General features: G+C 71.1%; 19 protein-coding genes and 1 riboswitch. Of the genes, 10 read left to right on the top strand and 9 right to left on the bottom strand.

The genetic code is table 11. The features are described 5' to 3' along the window. Positions 1-183 precede the first annotated feature (183 nt). Positions 184-1674: a bifunctional lysylphosphatidylglycerol synthetase/lysine--tRNA ligase LysX gene (lysX, locus tag F8568_RS17400; protein WP_151594585.1), complete on the top strand. Its 1491-nt coding sequence runs from the start codon at positions 184-186 to the stop codon at positions 1672-1674. 21 nt (positions 1675-1695) lie between these two features. Here lysX and F8568_RS17395 read toward each other — a convergent pair whose 3' ends face one another. After that, on the bottom strand, positions 1696-2925 hold the full coding sequence (locus F8568_RS17395) for a cytochrome P450 (protein WP_151594584.1): 1230 nt from the start codon (positions 2923-2925) through the stop codon (positions 1696-1698). Between the two features lie 76 nt (positions 2926-3001). Beyond that, positions 3002-4024: a LacI family DNA-binding transcriptional regulator gene (locus F8568_RS17390; protein WP_151594583.1), complete on the bottom strand. Its 1023-nt coding sequence runs from the start codon at positions 4022-4024 to the stop codon at positions 3002-3004. A gap of 435 nt (positions 4025-4459) precedes the next feature. On the opposite strand from F8568_RS17390, the gene F8568_RS17385 reads away from it, so the two are divergent. Continuing rightward, a complete protein-coding gene (locus F8568_RS17385) occupies positions 4460-4729 on the top strand; it encodes a LuxR C-terminal-related transcriptional regulator (protein WP_372442464.1) in 270 nt (89 codons plus the stop codon). Between the two features lie 289 nt (positions 4730-5018). On the opposite strand, the gene F8568_RS50425 is transcribed toward F8568_RS17385, so the two are convergent. Continuing rightward, complete coding sequence (locus F8568_RS50425) at positions 5019-5996, bottom strand: C40 family peptidase (RefSeq protein WP_151594582.1); 978 nt, start codon at positions 5994-5996, stop codon at positions 5019-5021. A 3-nt stretch (positions 5997-5999) separates the two neighbouring features. Next, positions 6000-6201: riboswitch (cyclic di-AMP (ydaO/yuaA leader) on the bottom strand. Positions 6202-6427: 226 nt separating this feature from the next. On the opposite strand from F8568_RS50425, the gene F8568_RS17375 reads away from it, so the two are divergent. The 6 genes from F8568_RS17375 to F8568_RS17350 all read left to right on the top strand — a co-directional run bounded on the left by F8568_RS17375 (position 6428) and on the right by F8568_RS17350 (position 13749). Beyond that, positions 6428-6958 (top strand): amino-acid N-acetyltransferase, encoded by a 531-nt coding sequence (locus tag F8568_RS17375; RefSeq protein WP_407924475.1) that lies wholly within the window; start codon positions 6428-6430, stop codon positions 6956-6958. A gap of 6 nt (positions 6959-6964) precedes the next feature. Beyond that, the gene (locus F8568_RS17370; protein WP_151594580.1) at positions 6965-7855 is read left to right on the top strand and encodes an RDD family protein; all 891 of its coding nucleotides are present in this window, start codon (positions 6965-6967) and stop codon (positions 7853-7855) included. Positions 7856-7862: 7 nt separating this feature from the next. Continuing rightward, positions 7863-8600, top strand: a complete 738-nt coding sequence (locus F8568_RS17365) for an RDD family protein (protein ID WP_151594579.1) — start codon at positions 7863-7865, stop codon at positions 8598-8600. Positions 8601-9557: 957 nt separating this feature from the next. Then, positions 9558-9881 (top strand): histone-like nucleoid-structuring protein Lsr2, encoded by a 324-nt coding sequence (locus F8568_RS17360; RefSeq protein WP_151543546.1) that lies wholly within the window; start codon positions 9558-9560, stop codon positions 9879-9881. A 352-nt stretch (positions 9882-10233) separates the two neighbouring features. Continuing rightward, positions 10234-12768, top strand: a complete 2535-nt coding sequence (locus F8568_RS17355; protein WP_151543547.1) for an ATP-dependent Clp protease ATP-binding subunit — start codon at positions 10234-10236, stop codon at positions 12766-12768. 291 nt (positions 12769-13059) lie between these two features. Continuing rightward, complete coding sequence (locus F8568_RS17350; protein ID WP_160573651.1) at positions 13060-13749, top strand: ArsR family transcriptional regulator; 690 nt, start codon at positions 13060-13062, stop codon at positions 13747-13749. 321 nt (positions 13750-14070) lie between these two features. Here F8568_RS17350 and F8568_RS17345 read toward each other — a convergent pair whose 3' ends face one another. Continuing rightward, positions 14071-14688: a LysE family translocator gene (locus tag F8568_RS17345; RefSeq protein WP_151594578.1), complete on the bottom strand. Its 618-nt coding sequence runs from the start codon at positions 14686-14688 to the stop codon at positions 14071-14073. Between the two features lie 110 nt (positions 14689-14798). On the opposite strand from F8568_RS17345, the gene F8568_RS17340 reads away from it, so the two are divergent. Continuing rightward, positions 14799-15251 carry an Lrp/AsnC family transcriptional regulator gene (locus F8568_RS17340; protein WP_151594577.1) on the top strand — a complete coding sequence of 151 codons (453 nt, stop codon included), beginning with the start codon at positions 14799-14801 and terminating at the stop codon, positions 15249-15251. Positions 15252-15262: 11 nt separating this feature from the next. Here the strand turns inward: F8568_RS17340 and add are convergent, their stop codons facing one another. Beyond that, positions 15263-16345, bottom strand: a complete 1083-nt coding sequence (gene add, locus F8568_RS17335; RefSeq protein WP_151594576.1) for an adenosine deaminase — start codon at positions 16343-16345, stop codon at positions 15263-15265. 14 nt (positions 16346-16359) lie between these two features. Further along, entirely contained in the window at positions 16360-17232 is an 873-nt protein-coding gene (locus tag F8568_RS17330) for an HhH-GPD family protein (RefSeq protein WP_151594575.1), read from the bottom strand. 69 nt (positions 17233-17301) lie between these two features. Here F8568_RS17330 and F8568_RS17325 point away from each other — a divergent pair, with 69 nt between their 5' ends. Continuing rightward, on the top strand, positions 17302-17886 hold the full coding sequence (locus F8568_RS17325) for a hypothetical protein (RefSeq protein WP_151594574.1): 585 nt from the start codon (positions 17302-17304) through the stop codon (positions 17884-17886). Positions 17887-18268: 382 nt separating this feature from the next. Here the strand turns inward: F8568_RS17325 and disA are convergent, their stop codons facing one another. From disA to F8568_RS17310, 3 genes are all read right to left on the bottom strand, one after another. After that, entirely contained in the window at positions 18269-19351 is a 1083-nt protein-coding gene (gene disA / locus F8568_RS17320) for a DNA integrity scanning diadenylate cyclase DisA (RefSeq protein ID WP_151594573.1), read from the bottom strand. Positions 19352-19464: 113 nt separating this feature from the next. After that, the gene (radA, locus tag F8568_RS17315) at positions 19465-20898 is read right to left on the bottom strand and encodes a DNA repair protein RadA (protein ID WP_151594572.1); all 1434 of its coding nucleotides are present in this window, start codon (positions 20896-20898) and stop codon (positions 19465-19467) included. Between the two features lie 270 nt (positions 20899-21168). Then, positions 21169-22221, bottom strand: a complete 1053-nt coding sequence (locus F8568_RS17310; protein WP_151594571.1) for an alpha/beta fold hydrolase — start codon at positions 22219-22221, stop codon at positions 21169-21171. Positions 22222-22339: the final 118 nt, after the last annotated feature.

The raw sequence follows: 22339 nt of genomic DNA, 5'->3' as shown, positions 1-22339 counted from the left end.
CAGGTGGTGGACGGGGACGAGCGCGGGCAGCAGCGCGAAGGCGCTGACGGGCGCGGCGAACGTCCAGACCGCGACGGGCGCGATCGTCCGGCGGAACGACCTCGGCCCCCTCGTCGCGGCCGGGCCGGGCGATCACCCCGAACTCGTTCGCGGTGCGTCCGGCGGGCTGGATAGCCTTGGGCCGTGAGTGACGAGACCCTCGATGACCTTCCGGAGCAGATGCGCGTCCGCCGGGAGAAGCTCGACCGCCTGCGCGAGGCCGGCGTCGACCCCTACCCGGTGACCTTCCCGCGCACGGCGACGATCGCCGAGATCCGGGCGAAACACCCGGACCTGGAGCCGGGCACCGAGACGGGCGAGAAGGTCGGCGTCACCGGTCGCGTCATGCTGATCCGCAACACCGGCAAGCTGTGCTTCGCCACCATCCGGGACGGCTCCGGCGACCTGCAGATCATGCTGTCGCTCGCCAAGGTGGGGCAGGAGCGGCTCGACTTCTGGAAGCGCGAGGTCGACCTCGGCGACCACGTCGGCGTCGAGGGCGAGGTGATCACCTCCAGGCGCGGCGAGCTGTCGGTCATGGCGGACCGGTTCGCGATCACCTCCAAGTGCCTGCGGCCGCTGCCGGAGAAGCACGCCGGCCTCACCGACCCCGAGGCCCGGGTGCGGCAGCGCTACGTCGACCTGATCGTCAACGACGAGGCCCGCAAGATGGCGCGGATCCGCAGCGCCACCGTGCGCGCCGTCCGCGACTTCTGGCACGAGGAGGGGTACCTCGAGGTCGAGACCCCGATGCTGCAGCCGATCCACGGCGGGGCGGCGGCGCGTCCGTTCAGGACGCACATCAACGCCTACGGCATGGATCTGTACCTGCGGATCGCGATCGAGCTGTACCTGAAGCGGCTCGTCGTCGGCGGGATCGAGAAGGTCTTCGAGATCAACCGGAACTTCCGCAACGAGGGCGCCGACTCCACCCACAACCCCGAGTTCACCATGCTCGAGGCGTACGGGACGTACCTCGACTACAACGACATGGCCGACCTCACCCAGCGCATGTACCAGAAGGCGGTCGTGGCGGCCCTCGGCACGTCCGTGGTCGTCCACGACGGCGCCGAGATCGACCTCGGCCTGCCCGAATGGCCGCGGATCACGCTGTACGGGTCGGTGTCGGAGGCGCTCGGCGAGGAGATCACCCCGCACACGCCGATCGAGACCGTCCGCAAGCTCGCCGACGCCCGCGGCATCACCTGGGACCCCAAGTGGGGGCAGGGCAGGCTCGTCCAGGAGATCTTCGAGGAGCTGATCGAGCACACCCTCGTCCAGCCGACGTTCGTCATGGACTACCCGCTGGAGACCTCGCCGCTGACCCGCCAGCACCGGCGCGAGCCGCTGCTCACCGAGAAGTGGGACCTGATCGGGTTCGGCACCGAGCTCGGCACCGCCTACTCCGAGCTGGTCGACCCGGTCGAGCAGCGGCGCCGGCTCACCGAGCAGTCGCTGCTGGCGGCGGGCGGCGACCCGGAGGCGATGCAGCTCGACGAGGACTTCCTGCGCGCGCTGGAGTACGCGATGCCGCCGACCGGCGGGCTGGGCGCCGGCATCGACCGGATGATCATGGCGTTCACCGGCAAGGGCATCCGGGACACGATCCTGTTCCCGCTGGTCAAGCCGGAGTAGCAGGCAGAAGCGGCCTGCCGGTCACCCGATCCGGATCGGCAGGTCGCGCAGCCCCCGCAGCACCAGGTTGTCCCGGTACACCAGGTCGCCGTCCTCGGCGGCGAGGGTCACGTCGCGCTCGAACAGCTTCTTCAGCGCGATCCGCCCCTCCAGCCGGGCCAGCGGCGCGCCGAGGCAGAAGTGGATGCCGTGCCCGAACGACAGGTGGCGCGGCGCGTCCCGTCCGTCGGCGTAGCGCAGCAGGTCGAGGCGGTCCGGATCGGCGAACACCGACGGGTCCCGGTTCGCGGCGCCCGTCAGCAGCAGGACGAGCCGCCCCCGCTCGATCAGGGTGCCGCCCAGCTCGACGTCCTCCAGCGCGGCCCGCAGCGTCAGCTGCACGGGCGGGTCGTAGCGCAGCAGCTCCTCCACGGCCGCCGCGACGTTCTCCGGACGGTCCCGGAACGCGGCGAGCTGCTCCGGGTGCCGCAGGAGCGCCAGCGCCCCGTTCCCGATCAGGTTGACGGTCGTCTCGTGGCCCGCGACGAGCAGCAGCACGCACGTCGCGAGCAGCTCCTCCTCCGTCAGGACGTCGCCGCCGTCCGACACGCCCACCAGTGCGCTCAGCAGGTCGTCGCGGGGCTCCGCGCGGCGCTGCGCGGCCAGCTCGCGGAAGTAGGCGGCGAACTCCGCGCGCGCCTCGTCGCGCAGCGCGATCTCCGCCTCGGGCAGCAGGAAGTCGGGGTCGAGGCCGCGGGCGAGCGCGTCCGACCAGCCCTTGAACAGGTCCCGGTCACGCGGCGGGACGCCCAGCATCTCGCTGATCACGATGACGGGCAGCGGGTACGCCAGCGCCGCGATCAGGTCGACGTCGCCGGACGCCGCGTCCAGCAGCTCGTCCACCAGCTCCTCGACGCGCGGCCGCAGCCGCTCGATCAGCCGCGGCGTGAACGCCTTGCTGACGAGCCGGCGCAGCCGCGTGTGGTCCGGAGGGTCCATCGTCAGGAACGACCGGTTCCGCTGCGGCGCGTCCCGCCACAGGCCGCCGTTCTCAGGCCGGTGTCCGAAACGCGGGTTTCGCAGCGCCTGCTCGCACAGCTCGTAGGACGTGCTGACCCACAGGCCGACCGCGGTCCGCTGCAGCCTGCCCGCCGCCGCGAGCCCCCGGTAGTGCGCGTAGGGGTCGGCGTGGAAGGCGGGGTCGAACGGGTCGAACCCGAGGATCGACGCGGCCTCCACGTCCGGCGCGGACGGTTCCCTGGTGTCCTCCATAGGCCAAGTCACGCAGGATCTGAGACACCATGTCAATAGTGCGATGGTCCGGGATGCCGGAGATCGGCGGCGGGCGTCAGGCGGACTCGCGCACCACCAGCTCCGGGGTGAGGACGACCTGGCGGTGCTGGTGCGACCGGCCCTCCCGGATCTCGGCCATCGCCAGCTCCGCGGCCTCCCAGCCGAGCGCCCGGCGCGGCTGTTTGATCGTGGTCAGCGGCACCGCGGCGCTCGCGGCCAGCTCGATGTCGTCGTAGCCGACCACGGCGATGTCCTCCGGGATCCGCGCGCCGAGCCGCGTCAGCTCGTTGGTCAGCCCGATGGCGAGCAGGTCGTTCGCGCAGAACACCCCGTCCGGCCGGGGCGCCATGTCCATGATGCGGCGCGCCGCCCGCCGGCCCTCGGTCGGGCTCAGCGCGTCCTGGACGAGCACCGGCGGCTTCCCGGCGCCCGCCTCCACGAGCGTCCTGGCCGCGCCGTCGCGGCGCTCGACGCAGGGCTGCGGCTCGGGCGTGCCGGTGACGAACGCGATCCGCTCCCGGCCGAGGCCGAGCAGGTGCGCCGCCGCCAGCTCCCCGCCGGCGACGTGGTCGACGTGCACGGCGCACGCGTCGGAGACGTCCCGGTCCATCAGGACGACGCTCAGCCCGGCGGCGCGCAGCCGTTTGATGCCGGCCCTGTCCAGCCCCACGGGGACGATCAGAGCGCCCGCGGCGCGCTGCTCCTCCAGCAGTTCCAGCGACCGGGCCTCCTTGGCGGCCGAATGGTCGCTGGACAGCCAGAGGGCGTCGTGGCCCGCCTCGTTCAGCGCCTCCTCGGCGCCGCGCACGACGTCGGCCGCGTACGGGTTGGCGAGGTCCTCGACGACCACGCCGAACGCGCGGCGCGGCTCGTCGCCGAACTCGCCCGCGGTGCGGTCGGGGCCCCTGCGGAGCCTTCGCGCGGACTCGTTGCGGACGAATCCGAGCTCCTCGATCGCCGCGCGGACACGGTCACGGGTAGCTTCGGCCACGAGGTCTGGCCGGTTTAGGACATTCGAAACGGTCCCAACCGAGACCCCGGCACGCCTCGCGACCTCGCGAATACTGGTCTGTGGCAAGTCGCTCCTCGTCCGCCCCGGTGGTGTTTTCCCAGGTAGTTCGGCTTTCCCATGTCAATCCCCGAAAACCCGGTCACTCATCGCGACCATTCGGGCACAGACGGCACCTAACCAGCGCTTGACGGGCCGGATCCGGCCGCCTAGCGTTCCGAGCCGAAGCGTAGCTTGAAACGATTCACGATCTTCGTCCGCGGCGAGATCCGGTGAGTCCAAGAGGAAGGGACGGGTTACGGAAGCGACGACCAAGACCCGTTCCTGACATGCGGCCAACGAGTGGATCGTCACCCGGAGTTCCCCCGCACGACCCCGCAATCGGCCCATCGGCCACCTCCGGCCAAGCTCGCGAGACAGAAAAGGAACCCGACCCGATGATCTAAGTCCGGAAGGCTCCGGACCCGGCGACCCAACGCATGCAGTTAGAGGCCCAACCCGTGCCTGTGCAGCGGACGGCTGCATCCCCGCGGTCATCAACCACGGACGAGGGAGGACGGAGTGGAAACAGCCACACTCGATTTCGGGCTGAGCGACGAGGAGATCAGGTTGCTCGCCCAGATCGCCAGCGGTGTCACCGCTGATGTGGCGGCACGCAAGCTGGAACTGAGCGCACGGACCTTGCGGCGCAGGTTGCGGAACATCTGCGACCGGCTGGAGGTCAACACCCCTATCGAGGCCGTGGTGTGGGCGGCCAGGAGGCAGCTCATCTAGCGCTACCGACGACGCCCGTCAGGGGACGGCGGGCGTCATCAACCGGAACCCAGCCCGACCGGAAGCACGTCCAGCGATGCGAACTCGTCCGACCCCGCAGCGGCGGCGCACCACCACTGGCAGGTAGGTCCCTGCGAGAGCGAAGCGCCGCCGCGGACGCAGTTCAGATCGCCTTGTTCATACGGCCTCGCAGTGGTACGCCCGCCGAGGGTTGCTCAGCGGGCGGCTGTTCTGCGCGCGCGCCGACCGGGGGCCGCGAGCCTAGACCTACGCGACGCGGATCACGCGCCTACGCGACGCGGACCACGCCGGCGATGGGCCGACCGGCCAGGGACGCGATACGGACGACGTCGCCGGTGTGCGGAGCGTGGATCATCTTGCCGCCGCCGACGTACATCCCCATGTGGTGCAGGTCGGAGTAGAAGAAGATCAGGTCGCCCGGCTGCATCTGGCTCTCCGAGACGTGCGTTCCGGCGTTCCACTGGCTGCCGGTGTAGTGCGGCAGGTTGATGCCGACCTGACGGTAGGCCCACATCGTCAGCCCCGAGCAGTCGAACGTGCTCGGACCGGCGGCGCCCCACACGTACGGGCTGCCGAGCTTGCTCATCGCGTACCGCAGCGCCTGCGCGGCCTTGCCCTCGCCGATGACGGGCAGCTTCGCCAGCAGGGTCGGGTCCTTCTTGACGGCCTTGCCGCGGACCTTCTCGTAGGCGGAGGTGACCTTCTTCTTCTGCGCGGTGAGCTGAGCCTTCAGCTGCGTGACCTGCTGGGCGCGCTCCTCGGCGGACTTGCGCGCGCGCTGGGCGGACTGCATCGCCTGCATCAGTCCGAGGACCTGCGTGCTGTCCTGGGTGGCGAAGTAGTTGAGCGTGGCGGCCCGGTCGAGGACGACCTGCGGGTCCTGCGCGGAGATGAACGAGACCGTGGGGTCGGTGCCGCCCTGCATGTAGCTCGTGGCGGCCAGGCTGCCGACCTTCTCCCGCAGGCCCTCCAGGGACTTCTGCTGGCGCTCGGCGTTCCCGGCGGCGACCTTGGCCGCCCGCTGCGACTGCTCCAGCTTCACCTTCAGGCCGTTGTACTGCTCGGTCAGCTTCTCCAGCTGGTCCGCCAGCTTGAACGCCTGGTCCTTCAGCTCCTTGGCCGACGGGTCGGGGTCGGCGTGCGCCGTCGGGAGCGAATGCGGGACCACCACGTGCGGCGTGACCGAAAGGGCGACGAGCGCGCCGGCGACCGTGAGCGCCCGGACACGGAAACGAGCCGTCCGCACCAATTCTCCTCTCCTCGTCCGCCTACCGGGTTAGCTGACGGGTTCGGGCCGGAGCAGCCCGTCCGCAGGGCGCGCGGGACCTCCACGCGACTGCGGATTCACCCCAGACGGCATCGGCTCAGGGTGAGCCCCCGAACGCTCCGAAAGTGGGTCCCCGGCTCCGCGGGGCGCCGGCTGCGGCCCGTGGACTCGGCGGTTCGGCCTCCGCCTCGCGGAAGGCCGACGTCAGAGCGGGACACTAACGGAACCGCCATTGGATGCCAACCAGAACATGCGAAGTCGCAGGTCGTGGCGGACGGTACGGGGCGATTAGCGCCGGGTGCGGACGGTTCCGGCCGCCGGTTGCCGCGCGCCGGGCGGCCTTTCGGCCAGCGGAGGCATGACCGCCGGCGGCCGATGGTGTGCGGGGCGTTCGGTAATCTCGCCTGTTTGTGGAAGTCGTGATCAGGCGTGCCCGCACCGCCGACGTTCAGGGGATCCGCAGGCTGGTCGATCTGTACGCCGGGTCGGGGCGACGCCTGCTCAAGAAGTCGACGGTGAAGCTGTACGAGGACGTCCAGGAGTTCTGGGTCGCCGAGGACGTCCAGGGCGCCCTGCCGGGGGAGTCCGGGCCCATCGTGGCCTGCGGGGCGCTGCACGTGATGTGGGAGGACCTGGCGGAGGTCCGGTCGGTCGCCGTCGACAAGGGGTACGGCGGCCGGGGGATAGGGCACCGCATCGTCGCCAGGCTGCTGGAGACCGCGCGGGAACTAGGCGTCCGGCGGGTGTTCTGTCTTACCTTCGAAGTGGAGTTCTTCGCACGGCACGGCTTCGAGCAGATCCTCGGTACTCCGGTGGCGCCAGAGGTGTACGAGGAACTCCTCCGCTCTTACGACGACGGCGTGGCAGAGTTCTTGGACCTCGACAGGGTCAAGCCCAATACGTTGGGCAACACACGGATGTTGCTTCGCCTGGAGGACTGACCCCACATGAGCGATTCCCCCAACCGCGGGCGGCCCTATCAGCCGCCGCAGGGGCAGGGTTCGTACGGACCGCCGCCCCCCTACCAGGGTCCCCCGCAAAGGCAGCAGCCCGGACGGCGAGGTCAGGCTCAGCCGCCCGCCCAGCAGTGGCAGCAGCAGCCACAGCAGCCGTGGCAGCAGCAACAGCAATGGCAGCAGCAACAGCAGCAGCCGCAACAGCAGTGGCAGGAGCCTCAGCAGGACCAGTGGGGGCAGCCCTCGTACGAGTCCTATGAGCCCGCCTACGACCAGTACGGCGGCGCCCAGTACGGCGGTTCCCCGGGCGGCGACATGCCGCTCGCACCGATCCTGCGGCGCGCGGGCGCCCGCGTCATCGACAACGCGCTCGTGGCGGCCTTCGGGTTCGCGCTCGTCCTTCCCATCACCGTCGGCGCGTTCGGGCTGGGGAAGCCCGGGAGCAAGACGGAGGACGACGGCGGCATCTGGAACTGGCCCATCATCTTCACGCTGTTCGCCGTCCTGTCCGTACTGCCGTTCGTTTACGAGGCCGTACAGCTGTCCATGTGGGGCCGGACGTTGGGCAAGCGCTTCTTGGGGATCGGCGTCGTGCAGGCGCGTCCGGCAGGAACCCAACTGACGACGACGCAGGCCGTATGGCGGGCCGCCATCACCCACGTGGCCTACCAGATAGGCGTCTTCTTCTTCCTCGTCCTCGCCGTCATGGTGTGGCAGTACTTCGCTTACGGGATGCTGCTCGTGTGGGCGGGCGCGCTCATGGCGTACCTGTGGGCCATCTGGGACCAGCCTCTGCATCAGGCCCTGCACGACCGCTTCGCCGACACCCTCGTCATCGACGAGCGCGTCGGATACGGCGAGTACGCCGAGTACGCGGAGTAGGGCCGCGATGGCGGCTCCGCGAACACCCGCGCAAGGGTCGGACGAGCCGTCCGGGACCGGCCACGGCATCCCGGACGGTGAACCTCGGACGCACGAGGCCCCGGAGGCTCTGGCGTACGAGAGGCCGGGCGAGCCTCTGGCGCAGCAGGATCCGGCTCAGGACGCCGCGGCGGAGGCGGCAGAGCCCCCTGAGGAGACCGTGGAGGACGTGGGGGAGGGCGCGGGGGAGGACTCCGCGCTAGCCGAACCCGGGCAGCGCCTCCTGGCGCGCATCGTCGACACCCTCATCGTCGGCCTGCCCGTCATCATCGTGGTGAAGGAATTCGTGTCCGGCCACAAGCTGGACGTCGTCGCACCGCCGGCCGTAGCGGGCTGCATGCTGCTGTACGAGGCCGTGCAACTCGCGCTCTGGGGGCAGACCCTCGGCAAGCGCTTCGCGGGGATCCAGGTCGTCCCGGACCCGTCGGGCCCTGAGGGCGCCGCCACGGACGCTGAGCGAACCGGGGCCCCCGGAATGCCCGCAGGCGCGGCCGAGGGCCGGTACGGCCGCCCGAGCGCGCCGAGGGCCGTGCTGCGCGCAGCGGTGTACTCCGTGCCGATCGCGCTGCGGCCCGTCCACATTCTCGGTCTTCTGGCGAGCCTGTTCTGGGTGGCGAACGCCGGGTTCATATACGAGGGGACGCAGCGCCGGGCCGTCCATGACAGGCTCGCCGGCACCCTGGTCGTAAAACGCCGCACGCCTTGATTCACCGGCGTTTGCGGGCGCTTCGGAGATGACGGCGCGGCGTCCGGGAGCGCCCGGTGACGTCCCGTGCTGATCACGTTGAGCGCCCGCACCGGCGGCCGCGCGGCTTTGACCGGGCCGGGACCGCGGGCTTTGGCGGAGATCCCGCACTGTTTCGGACACCCGGCCTTCAGCAGGCCAATACCAGCTCGTTCCGGACACGTTCCGGTTACGGGCGGGATTCCGGGAGGATGTGTCTCGTGCCGGAAGGTCCCTCCGGTTTGGGATCGCTTCCGGGACGCGGGAGTCGGCCTTCATTGGGGCCGCCGCACTTACTCCGGATGGGACGCCGTCTCGCGGGGACTGCGGCCCGCAGCGGGATTCTGCCGCTTATCCCCCGATTTCGGGATGGACTGGTGCCGGCGGTGTTACGCTCCGCCATCTCGCCGCCAGTTCCCGCCCGCCGGACGGCAACAGATTTACGTCCCGGCTTGCCGTCCCGTAATCCGTCCACATCCGCCGGTGGCGGGCCTGCGGCGCCGGTGGGGCCGGTCCCGCGCCGACCTACGGCGCATTCCGGGTGCATGCCCGGGTTAGTGCCGTTACGGCAGGGCTAAAGGTCGGCAAGCGGTGCTGGTGTGCTGCCCCTGTTAAGGTCCCGGTGGACACTTTTCCGGCCGCGGTCCCCCCGGTGGAATGCCCGAGTGCCCCGATACCTGGTCCAATGCGCCTTCGACGGCCCAGGTCAGCGCCGTGCGCCGTGACGCCGGTCACGCCGAAATCCGCGCCGCGGCCCGTCCGCCGGAATTGAACGGCGCCTCATCCCCCGGCCCGGCCCGCCCTCCGCGCACCCCGCGGTCAAGCCGTTACCGCCCCGCAAGGGATGTTCATCCGCGACTTGAATTGTCATCGGCAGACTTCCCGGTATATCTTTGTCAACCGAATGCATAGTTTGCTCCAGCCGAAAGGTCTGTCCCCATGGCACAGAAGGTTCAGGTGCTTCTCGTCGACGACCTCGACGGTGGCGAGGCGGACGAGACCGTAGCGTTCTCGATCGACGGCGCCTCCTACGAGATCGACCTGAGTGGCGCCAACGCTAAGAAGCTGCGGGATTCTCTGCTGCCGTTCGTGGAGAAGTCGCGCAAGGCCGGCACGGTCAACAAGCGGCGCCGCCCGCGCGGCGCGTCCAGCCGCGAGCGCAGCGCCGAGATCCGCGCCTGGGCCAAGAACAACGGCATCAAGGTCAATGAGCGCGGCAGGATCCCGGCCACCGTGATCGAGCAGTACGAGGCGGCGAACTGATCCGCCCGCCCCGCCCCGGCGGCCCGTCTCCCTCCATGAGACGGGCCGTTCGCTTGTGGCGTAGCGCTCGCCGGGTTTCGCGTCCGCCGCGGCGAGGTACACCGGGACCTCGCCCCCCTTCGGAGATCCTCGGGTGCGACCCCGAACGACCTGCGAAAAGCCCCCGTTCGCTTGGGGCGTAGCGGGAACATGACGCACCGATGCGGTAGTTGGATGAGACTGAACAGCGCTTAGCTGGGGAACGTCTCCTGGTGGGAGTGCACCGGGCGGCCTCCTCGGGGCGGGCTAGCATGCGGAAGGACAGTTCCGGACGTTCCGGACTCTGCCCAACCGCTCTGTGAGGAGCGACGAGATGTTCGAGAGGTTCACCGACCGCGCGCGGCGGGTTGTCGTGCTGGCCCAAGAAGAGGCCAGGATGCTCAACCACAACTACATCGGCACCGAGCACATCCTCCTGGGTCTGATCCACGAGGGCGAGGGCGTCGCTGCCAAGGCCCTGGAGAGCCTGGGGATCAGCCTGGAGGCGGTCCGTCAGCAGGTCGAGGAGATCATCGGCCAGGGCCAGCAGGCGCCGTCGGGCCACATCCCGTTCACTCCGCGCGCCAAGAAGGTCCTCGAGCTGTCACTGCGCGAGGCACTGCAGCTCGGCCACAACTACATCGGCACGGAGCACATCCTGCTCGGCCTGATCCGCGAGGGCGAGGGCGTCGCCGCCCAGGTGCTGGTCAAGCTCGGCGCCGACCTCAACCGGGTGCGCCAGCAGGTGATCCAGTTGCTGCACGGCTACCAGGGCAAGGAGCCGGCCGCCTCCGGCGGCCCGTCGGAGTCCGCGCCGTCCACCTCCCTCGTGCTCGACCAGTTCGGCCGCAACCTGACGCAGGCCGCGCGGGAGGGCAAGCTGGACCCGGTCATCGGCCGGGACAAGGAGATCGAGCGGGTCATGCAGGTGCTGTCCCGCCGCACCAAGAACAACCCGGTCCTCGTGGGCGAGCCCGGCGTCGGTAAAACGGCCGTCGTCGAGGGCCTGGCGCAGAAGATCGTCAAGGGCGAGGTCCCGGAGACGCTGAAGGACAAGCAGCTCTACACCCTCGACCTCGGCGCGCTGGTCGCCGGCTCCCGGTACCGCGGCGACTTCGAAGAGCGCCTGAAGAAGGTGCTCAAGGAGATCCGCACCCGCGGCGACATCATCCTGTTCATCGACGAGCTGCACACGCTCGTCGGCGCGGGCGCCGCCGAGGGCGCGATCGACGCCGCCAGCATCCTCAAGCCGATGCTGGCCCGCGGCGAGCTGCAGACCATCGGCGCCACCACGCTCGACGAGTACCGCAAGCACCTGGAGAAGGACGCCGCGCTGGAGCGCCGCTTCCAGCCGATCCAGGTCGCCGAGCCGTCGCTGTCGCACACGATCGAGATCCTCAAGGGCCTGCGGGACCGCTACGAGGCGCACCACCGCGTGTCGATCACCGACAGCGCGCTGGTCGCGGCCGCGCAGCTCGCCGACCGCTACATCAGCGACCGGTTCCTGCCGGACAAGGCGATCGACCTCATCGACGAGGCCGGCTCGCGGATGCGCATCCGCCGGATGACCGCGCCGCCGGACCTGCGCGAGTACGACGAGAAGATCGCCGACGTGCGGCGCGAGAAGGAGTCCGCGATCGACGCGCAGGACTTCGAGAAGGCCGCCGCGCTGCGCGACTCCGAGAAGCAGCTGCTCGGCCAGAAGGCGCAGCGGGAGAAGGAGTGGAAGGCCGGCGACATGGACGTCGTCGCCGAGGTCACCGACGAGCTGATCGCCGAGGTCCTCGCCACCGCCACCGGCATCCCGGTCTTCAAGCTGACCGAGGAGGAGTCCACCCGGCTGCTGCGCATGGAGGACGAGCTCCACAAGCGCGTCATCGGCCAGGAGGACGCCATCAAGGCGCTCTCGCAGTCGATCCGCCGCACCCGCGCGGGCCTGAAGGACCCGAAGCGTCCCGGCGGCTCGTTCATCTTCGCCGGCCCGTCCGGCGTCGGTAAGACCGAGCTGTCCAAGACCCTCGCCGAGTTCCTGTTCGGCGACGAGGACGCGCTGATCCAGCTCGACATGTCCGAGTTCATGGAGAAGCACACGGTCTCGCGGCTGTTCGGTTCCCCGCCCGGCTACGTCGGGTACGAGGAGGGCGGCCAGCTGACGGAGAAGGTGCGCCGCAAGCCGTTCTCGGTCGTGCTGTTCGACGAGATCGAGAAGGCCCACCAGGACATCTTCAACTCGCTGCTGCAGATCCTGGAGGACGGCCGCCTCACCGACGCGCAGGGCCGCGTCGTGGACTTCAAGAACACCGTCATCATCATGACGACGAACCTGGGGTCCAAGGACATCTCCAAGGGCGTCTCGATGGGCTTCGCCCGGCAGAACGACGAGCAGGGCTCGTACGAGCGGATGAAGGCGAAGGTGTCGGAGGAGCTCAAGCAGCACTTCCGCCCCGAGTTCCTCAACCGCGTCGACGACACGGTGGTCTTCCACCAGCTCACCCCGAAGGAGATCATCCAGATCGTCGACCTGATGATCGCCCGGGTGGACGAGCGGCTGAAGGACCGCGACATGGGCATCGAGTTGCGCCAGGAGGCCAAGGACCTGCTGGCGATCCGGGGCTACGACCCGGTCCTCGGCGCCCGGCCGCTGCGCCGCACGATCCAGCGGGAGATCGAGGACAACCTGTCCGAGAAGATCCTGTACAACGAGCTCAAGCCGGGCCAGATCGTGATCGTCGGCACCGAGGGCTTCAACCCGGAGGACAAGGACACGGCGGAGAACGCCAAGTTCACCTTCCGGGGCGTGCCGAAGCCGTCCGCCACGGTCCCCGACGCCCCGCCCATCGAGGGCGCGGTCAACTTCAACAAGGACTGATCACCTCAGCCCTCGGCAGGGCCCGCACCGACCCGTTCGGTGCGGGCCCTTCCGCATGTTCGCCGATCGCCGGGACGGATCCGTCCAGGGCCCGCCGCGCCTGACTCTGAGCCGGAGTTATCCACAGAATCCCGTTCCACTTCCGGGCGCGGTGGCCCCGGCCGACGATGGACCGCATCACGACCATCGGCGAAAGGGATCACGTGGCAGCCCTCTTCCGGATCATGTGCGGCTTTCTCTCGGTGCTTCTCGGCGGCCCGGGATGTCGGAGGCGGCTTCTAGTATTCGAACATGCGATCGAATGCGGTGGGGTCGATGGCGGAGTCCGGGCGGTCTCGCGGGCGCTCGCCGGACGCGGCGTTCCAGCGCGACGTGCGCGCGCCCGCGCCGCCGCAGCTGCCGATCTTCAGGTCGCGGCTGCAAGGGGGGCTGCTCGGCCGGCTGCTGCTCGGGCCCCGGCGCGAGGCGTCGATGCTCGACCTCGCGGTGATGCTCCGCACCGATCTCGGCACCGTCATGCGCGAGGTGGAGCGGCTGTCGCGGGCGGGGGTCCTCGCGCTGCGCCGGACGCTCGCCGGGCGGCTGGTGTCGCGCGACGAGCACAGCCCGCTGTACGAGCCGCTCGCCCGCCTGGTCATGCTGACGTTCGGCCCCGCCGCCGTGGTCGCCGAGGAGTTCGGACGGCTCCCCGCGGTCCGCGAGGCGCACCTGTTCGGCCCCTGGGCGGCCCGCTATGCCGGTGTGCCGGGCGACCAGCCCGTCGACGTCGACGTGCTGCTGGTCGGCGACCTCGGGCGCGAGACGGCTTTCGACGCGGCCCAGGAGGCTGCCGCCCGGCTCGGCCTCCCCGTCCACCCGGTCGTCCGCACACCCGCCGAGTGGACGGACGACACCGACCCGTTCCTCCGCGAGATCCGCGCCGGGCACATGCACACCGTCGTCCGCGGCGGCTCCGCGTACCACCCGGGCCGCGCGCCCTAGAGACCCGTTCCCCGGCCCATGGCCCGCGGCGGCTCGGCGTTCGAGCCCCGGGCACCTTGAGGGGCCGGTCTTCGCCGCGGCGGCTCGGTGCATGGCTCGCGTGTCTTGGGCTCGTCGTACTCGGCGATGATCACGGTCGCGGGCGCGGCGCTGGCGAGGTCGGGGGGCGCAACGGGCCGGCCGCGGGTCGGCGTGTCCTGAGGCCTGGCTCGGCGGCCTGCCTTCGGCGGCCGCTCGGCGTCTGAGTCGCGCGCCCTGAGGCTCGGTCGCTGCGCGACGGCTTGGTGTACGGGGCGCGTGTCCTGAGGTGCGGCGCCCTGGTCAGCCGAGGAGGTGGTCGAGGACGAGCCAGGCGCCGATGCCCGCCATGGCGGCTCCCGCCAGCCTGCTGATCGAACGGGCGGCGGCGGGACGGCCCTGGAGGGCGCTGCGGGCGACGGTACCGAGCAGGAGGTAGAACAGCCCGCAGGTGACCATGTAGGTAGCGCCGAGGACGCCGATCTGGCCGGTCATCGGCAGGCGGCCGTCCGGGTCCGTGAACTGGGGCAGCAGTGCGACGAAGATGAGCAGCCCCTTGGGGTTGAGGCCGCTGGCGCCGATGCCGCGCAGGAAGATGCCCCATCCGGTGTCCTCGGGCCGGGAGGCTCGCGCGTCCGGTGCTGACGGGCGGGCGAGGGTCATGGCGCCGTGCCAGATGAGGTAGGCCCCGCCGACGATCGTGAGGGCCGTGAGGAGGCTCGGGGAGTCGGCGACGAGGGCCCCGATGCCGGCCGCGACGATGACCGTGACAGCGGCGTACCCGGTGACCAGCCCGCTCACCGCGGGAAGGACGGAGCGGCCCCGCAGCCCGGCGCTGATCATGAATGCCCAGTCCGAACCGGGGACGGCGATGAACAGGAACGCGACCGACCAGAAGGCGAGCACGGAGCCGGTGGCCATGGCAGGAATCCCCTCGGACGGCGGCTGATGAAGGGAGAATATGATTGATCTGCCGGAATGTGCTGCTAAGTTTCGTTGCACAGCGCCGCTGCAGTGGAAGAATCTTCTGCATGGACGGCATCGACCGGAAGATCATTGCGGTGCTTCAGGAGGACGGCCGTGCGACGATCACCGAAGTGGCGGCGCGGGTCGGGCTGAGCGTCTCGCCCTGCCACCGCCGGCTGCGGGAGCTGGAGCGCAGCGGGGTCATCCGCGGATACCGCGCGGTCGTGGACGCCGCCGCCCTGGGCCTGACGTTCCAGGCGCTGGTGTTCGTCACCATGCGGCAGGAGGACCGGGAGACCCTGCTCGGCTTCGAGGCGGCGGTCGAACGGGTCCCCGAAGTGGTGCAGGCGCAGCGCCTGTTCGGCGACCCCGACTACCTGCTGCGCATCGTCACCGCCGACCTGACCGCCTATCAGGAGCTGGAGGACGACGTGCTCTCCGCGCTGCCCGGCGTCCAGCGGCTCAACTCGACCCTCGTGATGAAGCACATCGTCAACGACCGACCCCTGCCCACGTGACGGGCGCCGGGTCAGACGATGGCCAGCCAGCTCTCGATCTCCCGGTGCAGGCGCGCCTTCGTGGACGCCGGGGCGAAGGACGCGTCGACGCCGGCCCCCGCCAAGGCGGCGAGCGCCGCGCCGTCATAGCCGAACGCGCCGCGGACGCGGGCGTACTCCGTGGCGAGCGGCGTGCCGATCAGAGCGGGGATGTCGGTGTTGACCGTGACGATCAGGCCCGCCTCGCGCAGGCGCGGGAGGGGATGCTCGGCGAGGGACGGCGCGAAACCCAGGGCGACGTTGGACGACGGGCAGACCTCGAGCGGGATCTTCCGTTCCCGGACCTCGGCGACCAGGTCCGGGTCGTCCAGAACGCGGATGCCGTGGCCGAGGCGCTCGGTGCGGCCGGGGCCGATCGCCTGCCGGATGCTCGCCGCGCCCTCCCCCTCGCCCGCGTGGTGGACGACGTGCAGGCCGGCGTCACGGGCCGCGGCGAAGACCTCGGTGAACGGGTCACCCGGGTAGGACTCGTCGCCCGCCAGGCCGACGGCGACGACGCCGTCATGGCGGCGGGCGAGGTCCAGCGTGCGCCAGGCCCGGCCGAGGGAGCGGCGGCGCGAGTGGTCGAGCAGCAGGCCCACCTCGATCCCGAACGCCTCGCGTCCGGCGTCCAGGCCCTCGCGGACGGCGGTCAGCGGCATGTCCAGGTCACCGAGCCGTTCACCGTGCGCGGCCGCGGTGAACGACACCTCGGCGTAGCGGGTGCCCTGCGCCGCCTCGTCCTCGCAGAACTCGTAGGCGATCCGCCGGAAGTCACCGGGCCGCTGCAGGCACGCGCGCACGAGGACGAGTACATCCGGCTCGGGCCGCTGGCGACAGTCGAGCTTCACGGTGATCCCCGTGTCCACACGGACGCCCTCGGAGGCATGCTCTTCCACAGCAGTCGCGAGCCGCCGCTTCACGCGGCTGTGGAAGGCCGACTGCGGCGACATCCTGATGAGCGCTCCGTCGAGCATTTCGAAACGAGAGCCGCCGGGGGGAAGCGAATCGAGATCCTCGGCCGTCCAGCCTTCCAGCGGCGGACGCAGCCGATCGGAGACCGGTTCGGCAGGCATGCCACCCTCCCCCGTCAGGTGGGGAGGGTGTAGCGGCCGTCGTCCAGGGGGTCGACGAGGCCGTCAGCTATGAGGGCGTCGAGGGCGCGTTCGCGCTGCGGGGCGTCGGACCACACGACGTCGAGGGCGGGTTTCGCGACCGGGCCGTCGGCGTCGCGGAGGACGGCGAGGAGGCGGCCGCGGCACTGGCGGTCGGTGCCGGCGTAGGTCTGGCCCTTGCGGGGCGGGCCGTCATACGCGGGACGGCCGTTCAGGTGCCAGGTGCACTGGGCGAGGACGGGGCAGTCGACGCAGCGGGGCGTCCGGGCCGTGCAGACGAGGGCGCCGAGCTCCATGACGGCGACGGCCCAGCGCGCGGCCGTCGGCGGGTCGAGGGGCAGCAGACCCTCGGCGAGCTTCACCTCCGCCTTGGTCTGGGCCTTCGGCGGGTACTCCTCGCCGGAGACGAGCCGGGCCAGGACGCGGCGGACGTTGGTGTCCAGGACGGCGTGCCGCTGCCGGAACGCGAAGCTGGCGACGGCGGCGGCCGTATAGGCGCCGATGCCCGGCAGGGCGAGCAGGTCGGCGTGGGACGAGGGGACCTCGCCGCCGTGCCGGTCGGTGATCGCGCGGGCGCTCTCGTGGAGGCGCAGCGCGCGGCGCGGATATCCGAGCCGGCCCCAGGCGCGGACGGCCTCGCCGGACGGTTCGGCGGCGAGCGCGGCGGGCGTCGGCCAGCGCTCCATCCAGGCCTGCCAGACGGGCAGGACGCGGGCGACGGGAGTCTGCTGGAGCATGATCTCGCTGACGAGGACGCCCCAGGGAGTGGCGTCGGGCGCGCGCCAGGGCAGATCCCGCGCGTTCGCGGCGTACCAGTCGAGAATCGGATCGGTGTAAGTGGAGTTCATGGCGGACCGCCATTGTGGCACGCGGCGGGTCGGACCCTCGTGGCGATTCGGCGAATGCATACTGACCGCATGGATGCGGATACCGAGCGTTATTCACTGGACCGGTATTGGCGCCGCCGCGTGGCGGTGCTGGCCGGGATGGTCTGTGCGGTCGGGGCTCTGGCGTGGGCCTGCGCGGGCGGGAGCAGCGGAGGCGACGAGAAGGTCGCCGGGGCGATCGATTCGGCCGCGCCCGTGGACCCGCCGACCGCCGTGCCGACGGTGACCGTCACCGTGACGCCCGAGCCTGCGCAGTACGGCGGGCCGTGCAGGCCACGCGACCTGGTGCTCACCATGGCGGCGGCCAAGGCTTACACGGCGGGGCAGAGCCCGCGGTTCCGCATCACCGCCGTGAACACGAGCGCCGCGTCGTGCAGGTTCGACACCGGTGCGCTCTCCGTCGTCGTCACGTCAGGAAAGGACCGGATCTGGTCGTCGGGGGAGTGCCGCAAGGGCAGGCCCGAAAAACGCACACTGCGGCGCGGCGTCCCCTACACCGCCGCCGTCACTTGGGACCGTCGCCGAGGCTGCACCGGCCCGCCCGCACGCCCGGGGACCTACGTCGCGGCCCTCAAGGGCGGCAAGGCGAGCAAGCGGATCTTCCACCTACGCTGACCCGTGCCGCTGCGCCGCGTCGGCAGGGTGCCGCGCCGACCGGTGCTGCTGACCGGTGGCGCTGATCTGTGGCGCGCTGACCTGTACCGCGCTGATCTGTGCCGCTGTGCCGCGTTGGTTTATGCCACGCCGACAGGTGGCGCCGGCCTGTGCGGTGGTATTCGTGCGGTGCTGATTGGTGCCGCTGCGTCGCGCTGGCTTATGCCGCGCTGACCAGTGGCACTGGTCTGTGTGGCGCTGACCAGTGCCACTGTGCCGGGCTTGTGTCGCGCTGACCGGTGGCGCTGGTTTGTGCCGCGCTGATTTGTGCCGTTGTGCGGCGCGACTGGGGTTGCGCGACCCCGGGCTGCGCTCGCCTGTGTGGTGCTGGTCTGGAGTGGGGTCAGACGTAGCGTTCGAGGATCGACGACTCGGCGAGGCGCGACAGGCCCTCGCGGACGCTGCGCGCGCGGGACTCGCCGACACCGCCGACCGCCTGCAGATCGTCGATGCTGGCGGCGAGGAGCTTCTGCAGCCCGCCGAAATGCTCGACGAGCCGCTCGACGACCATGCTCGGCAGCCGCGGCACCTTCGCCAGCAGCCGGAACCCCTTCGGGCTGACCGGCAGGTCGAGGGCGTCCGGCCCGGCGAAGCCCATCACCTCCGCGACCGTGGACAGGTCGAGCAGCTCGTTGGCCGACAGCGTGTCGAGCGCGGACAGGATCGCGTCGACGCCGCGGGCGCGCGTGTCGTCCGACGGGTAGTCGCGGACGATCAGCTCCCGGTCGACGTCGACGCCGGAGACCAGCTCGTCCAGCTGCAGGGACAGCAGCCGGCCGTCGGTGCCGAGTTCGACGACGTAGCCTTCGATCTCGTCGGCGATGCGGCGCACCATCTCCAGCCGCTGCACGACGGCGCTGACGTCCCGGACGGTGACGAGGTCCTCGATCTCCAGCGCGGACAGCGTGCCGGACACCTCGTCCAGCCGCAGCTTGTAGCGCTCGAGCGTGGCGAGGGCCTGGTTGGCCTTCGACAGGATCGCCGCGGAGTCCTCCAAGACGTAGCGGATGCCGTCCAGGTACAGCGCGATGATCCGCATCGACTGGCTCACCGAGATGACCGGGTGGCGGGTCTGGCGGGCGACCCGCTCGGCGGTGCGGTGCCGGGTGCCCGACTCCTCGGTGGGGATGGTGGAGTCCGGCACGAGGTGGACGGCGGCGCGGACGATGCGGGAGTGGTCGCTGTCGAGGACGATCGCGCCGTCCATCTTGGCCAGCTCGCGCAGCCGGGTCGCGGAGAACTCGACGTCGAGTTCGAAGCCGCCCGAGCACAGTTCCTCGACCGTCTTGTCGTAGCCGAGGACGATCAGCCCGCCGGTGTGCCCCCGCAGGATCCGCTCCAGGCCGTCGCGTATCTGGGTGCCCGGGGCCACCGCGGCGAGCGTGGCGCGGCGTCGTTCGTCATGAGCCTTGTCGTGTTCTGGCACCTGGCCCCCGGAGGTCGCTGGACGGCGTCAGTTTACCGAGGAGGGGTGCGGCCCGGTTCCTCCCCTGGTCGCATCCGTCTGACGCGTGCCGTAATACTCTCGCGCTACGCGCGTCATGGCGCGGTAAATGCGACCTGCAGGGCCTGCTGCAGGCTGTCGACCTCCATCACCTTCATGCCCTCGTAGCTGGTGAGCTGCGGGTCGGCGCGCTTGAGCGGCGACCCGTCGGCGAGCTCCAGGGACCCGCGGGGGACGACGGCGTGCTTGAACCCGAGCCGGGCGGCCTCGGCGAGCCGCCGCTGCACGCCGGGCACGACCCGGACCTCGCCGGCGAGGCCGACCTCGCCGAGCGCGATCAGGCTGCCGGACAGCGCCTGCTCGACGGTGGACCCGGCGACGGCGAGGCCGAGCGCGAGGTCGACGGAGGTCTCGGCGAGCCGGACGCCGCCGACGGTGGAGACGTACACGTCCTGCTCGTGCATGGAGATCTTGCAGCGCTGGGCGAGGACGGCGAGCACCATCGCGACGCGGGAGGTGTCGAGCCCGGACGTGGCGCGCCGCGGCGCGGGCAGGTGCGACTTGGCGACCAGGGCCTGGACCTCCGCGACCAGCGGCCGGCGTCCTTCCAGCGTGACGGTGACGCAGGTGCCGGGGACGGGTTCCTCGCGGCGGGTGAGGAACAGCCCGCTCGGGTCGGGCAGCCCGACGATCCCGACCTCCGACAGGTCGAAGCAGCCGAGCTCGTCGGTCGGGCCGTAGCGGTTCTTCACGGCGCGGATCATCCGGAGCCGGGAGTGCCGGTCGCCTTCGAAGTACAGGACGACGTCGACGAGGTGCTCCAGCAGCCGGGGCCCCGCGATCGCGCCCTCCTTGGTGACGTGGCCGACCAGCACGACGGTGATGCCGCGCTCCTTGGCGACCCTGATCAGGTTGGCGGCGACCTCGCGGATCTGGGTGACGCCGCCGGGCGCGCCGTCGACCTCGGACGTCCCGATGGTCTGGATGGAGTCGACGACGAGCAGGGCGGGCTCGACGGCGTCGACGTGGCCGAGGACGGCGGACAGCTCCGTCTCGGCGGCGAGGTACAGCTCGTCGGTGATGGCGCCGACGCGGTCGGCGCGCAGCCGGACCTGCTCGGCCGACTCCTCGCCGGTGACGTACAGGACGCGCTTGGCGGGCGCGTTGCGGGGGATCTCCGGCGGCGTGGACGCCAGCGCCGCGACCTCCAGCAGCAGCGTGGACTTGCCGATGCCGGGCTCGCCCGCGAGCAGCAGCACGGCGCCGGGCACGATGCCGCCGCCGAGCACGCGGTCGAGCTCGTCCAGCCCGGTGGGCCTGGTCTGCGCGTTCTGGACGTCGACCTGCCCGATCGGCTTGGCGGGGTTGCTGACGGGCCCGGCGGTCACCACCCGCGCGGGGGTGGCGGAGGCCGTCTCGGTGACCGTGCCCCACGTCTGGCACTCACCGCAGCGCCCCACCCATTTCGAGGTCTGCCAGCCGCATTCCGAGCAGCGGTAGGCAGCCTTCGCCGTCTTCGCCTTCGCCATGCCCCGAGACTCTAGAGCCCGCCTACGACAGTCCGCCCCGAAAGCCCCCGGCAGGTTGAAGCTCGGCCCCGGTGGGTTGAAGCCCAGCCCGCTCACGGGCAGGCACGCGGAGCGAGTGCAGCGAGCGCAGCGGGCCTGCCCGGCGACCAACAGGCTGTTTCGCCGCGGAGCGCCAGCGGAGCGGGGAAACAGCCTGTTGGTCGTGACGAGGGGTTCCAGGGGGTCGTCCCCCTGGGCCAACACAGTGTTCCAGGGGGTCGTCCCCCTGGGTCAACACTGCTTGCGGGCGCGTTCGATGAGGTCGCCCAGGTGGTCGGAGACGATGCTGGGGCGTTCCAGCATGGCCATGTGGCCGGCGGTGGGGACGACCTCGAGGCGGGCGGACGGCACGCAGCCGGCGATCTTGAGGCTGTGCTCGACGGGGGTGAGCATGTCGTTCTCGGCGCCGAGGACGAGGGTGTCGGCGGCGGCGAGGGCGGCGCAGTCGCTGATCACGTCGGTGGTGATCATGGAGTGGAAGAAGTCGATGAGGGCGTCCATCCGGGTCTCGGTCATCATCTGCTCGCAGAACGCGACGGCGGCGGGGCTGGCGTCGGGGCCGAAGGCGATGAGGTCCTCGATCAGCATGGAGCCGTCGCGGCCGAGGTGGCGGACCTTCTCGATGCCGGCGGAGCCGGCGCCGAGGGCGCGCAGGGCGCGCGGCAGGACGCGGTGGGCGGCGCGCGCCAGGAAAGCGGGCATGCCGAGGGTGACCTCGCCGAGGCCGCCGGACGAGGTGCACAGCAGCCCGGTGGCGGCGATCTTGTCGCCGACCAGGTCGGCGTGCGCGTCGGCGTACCGCATGGTGGTCATGCCGCCCATGGAGTGCCCGATGAGGACGACGGGCGTGTCGGCGGGGACGGTGGCGTCGATGACGGCGCCGAGGTCGTCCGCGAGGCGGTCGAGGCTGTAGCCGTCGCGGTCGCCGCCGTCGGAGCGGCCGTGGCCGCGCTGGTCCCAGAAGACGAGCCGGCCGAGGCCGCGCAGCGCCTTGCGCTGGAAGTGCCAGGAGTCCTGGGTGAGGGTCCAGCCGTGCGAGAACACGACGGCGAGGTCGGTGCGGTCCTGGCCGTCGACCTCGGCGTACAGCCGGGTGCCGTCGTCGGCGCGGACGGGGACGGGGCGGCCGCGCAGCGAGCCGAACGGCTCGCCGGCGTAAGGGTCGGGCCGCAGCTGGAGGCGGCGGACGGCGCGGCGCTGCAGGGCCAGTCCGGCTCCGGCGCCGGCTCCGGCGAGCGCGGCGGCGGCGATCACATTGCGGCTCGTCCTGGCGGCACGGCCCATGGCCGGTTCCTCCGTTCCTTCGGGTGGACGCCGGCCGGGGTCGGGGGGCGGCGTCGCGGGCGCCTGGCGGCGCCGGGGGTGGTTCGGCGCCAATTGTTGTACGGGGGGTCCAAGAGTG

Source organism: Actinomadura physcomitrii, from assembly GCF_008923205.2.
Classification (GTDB): domain Bacteria; phylum Actinomycetota; class Actinomycetes; order Streptosporangiales; family Streptosporangiaceae; genus Spirillospora; species Spirillospora physcomitrii.
This window is presented reverse-complemented; position numbering and strand designations above follow the sequence as displayed.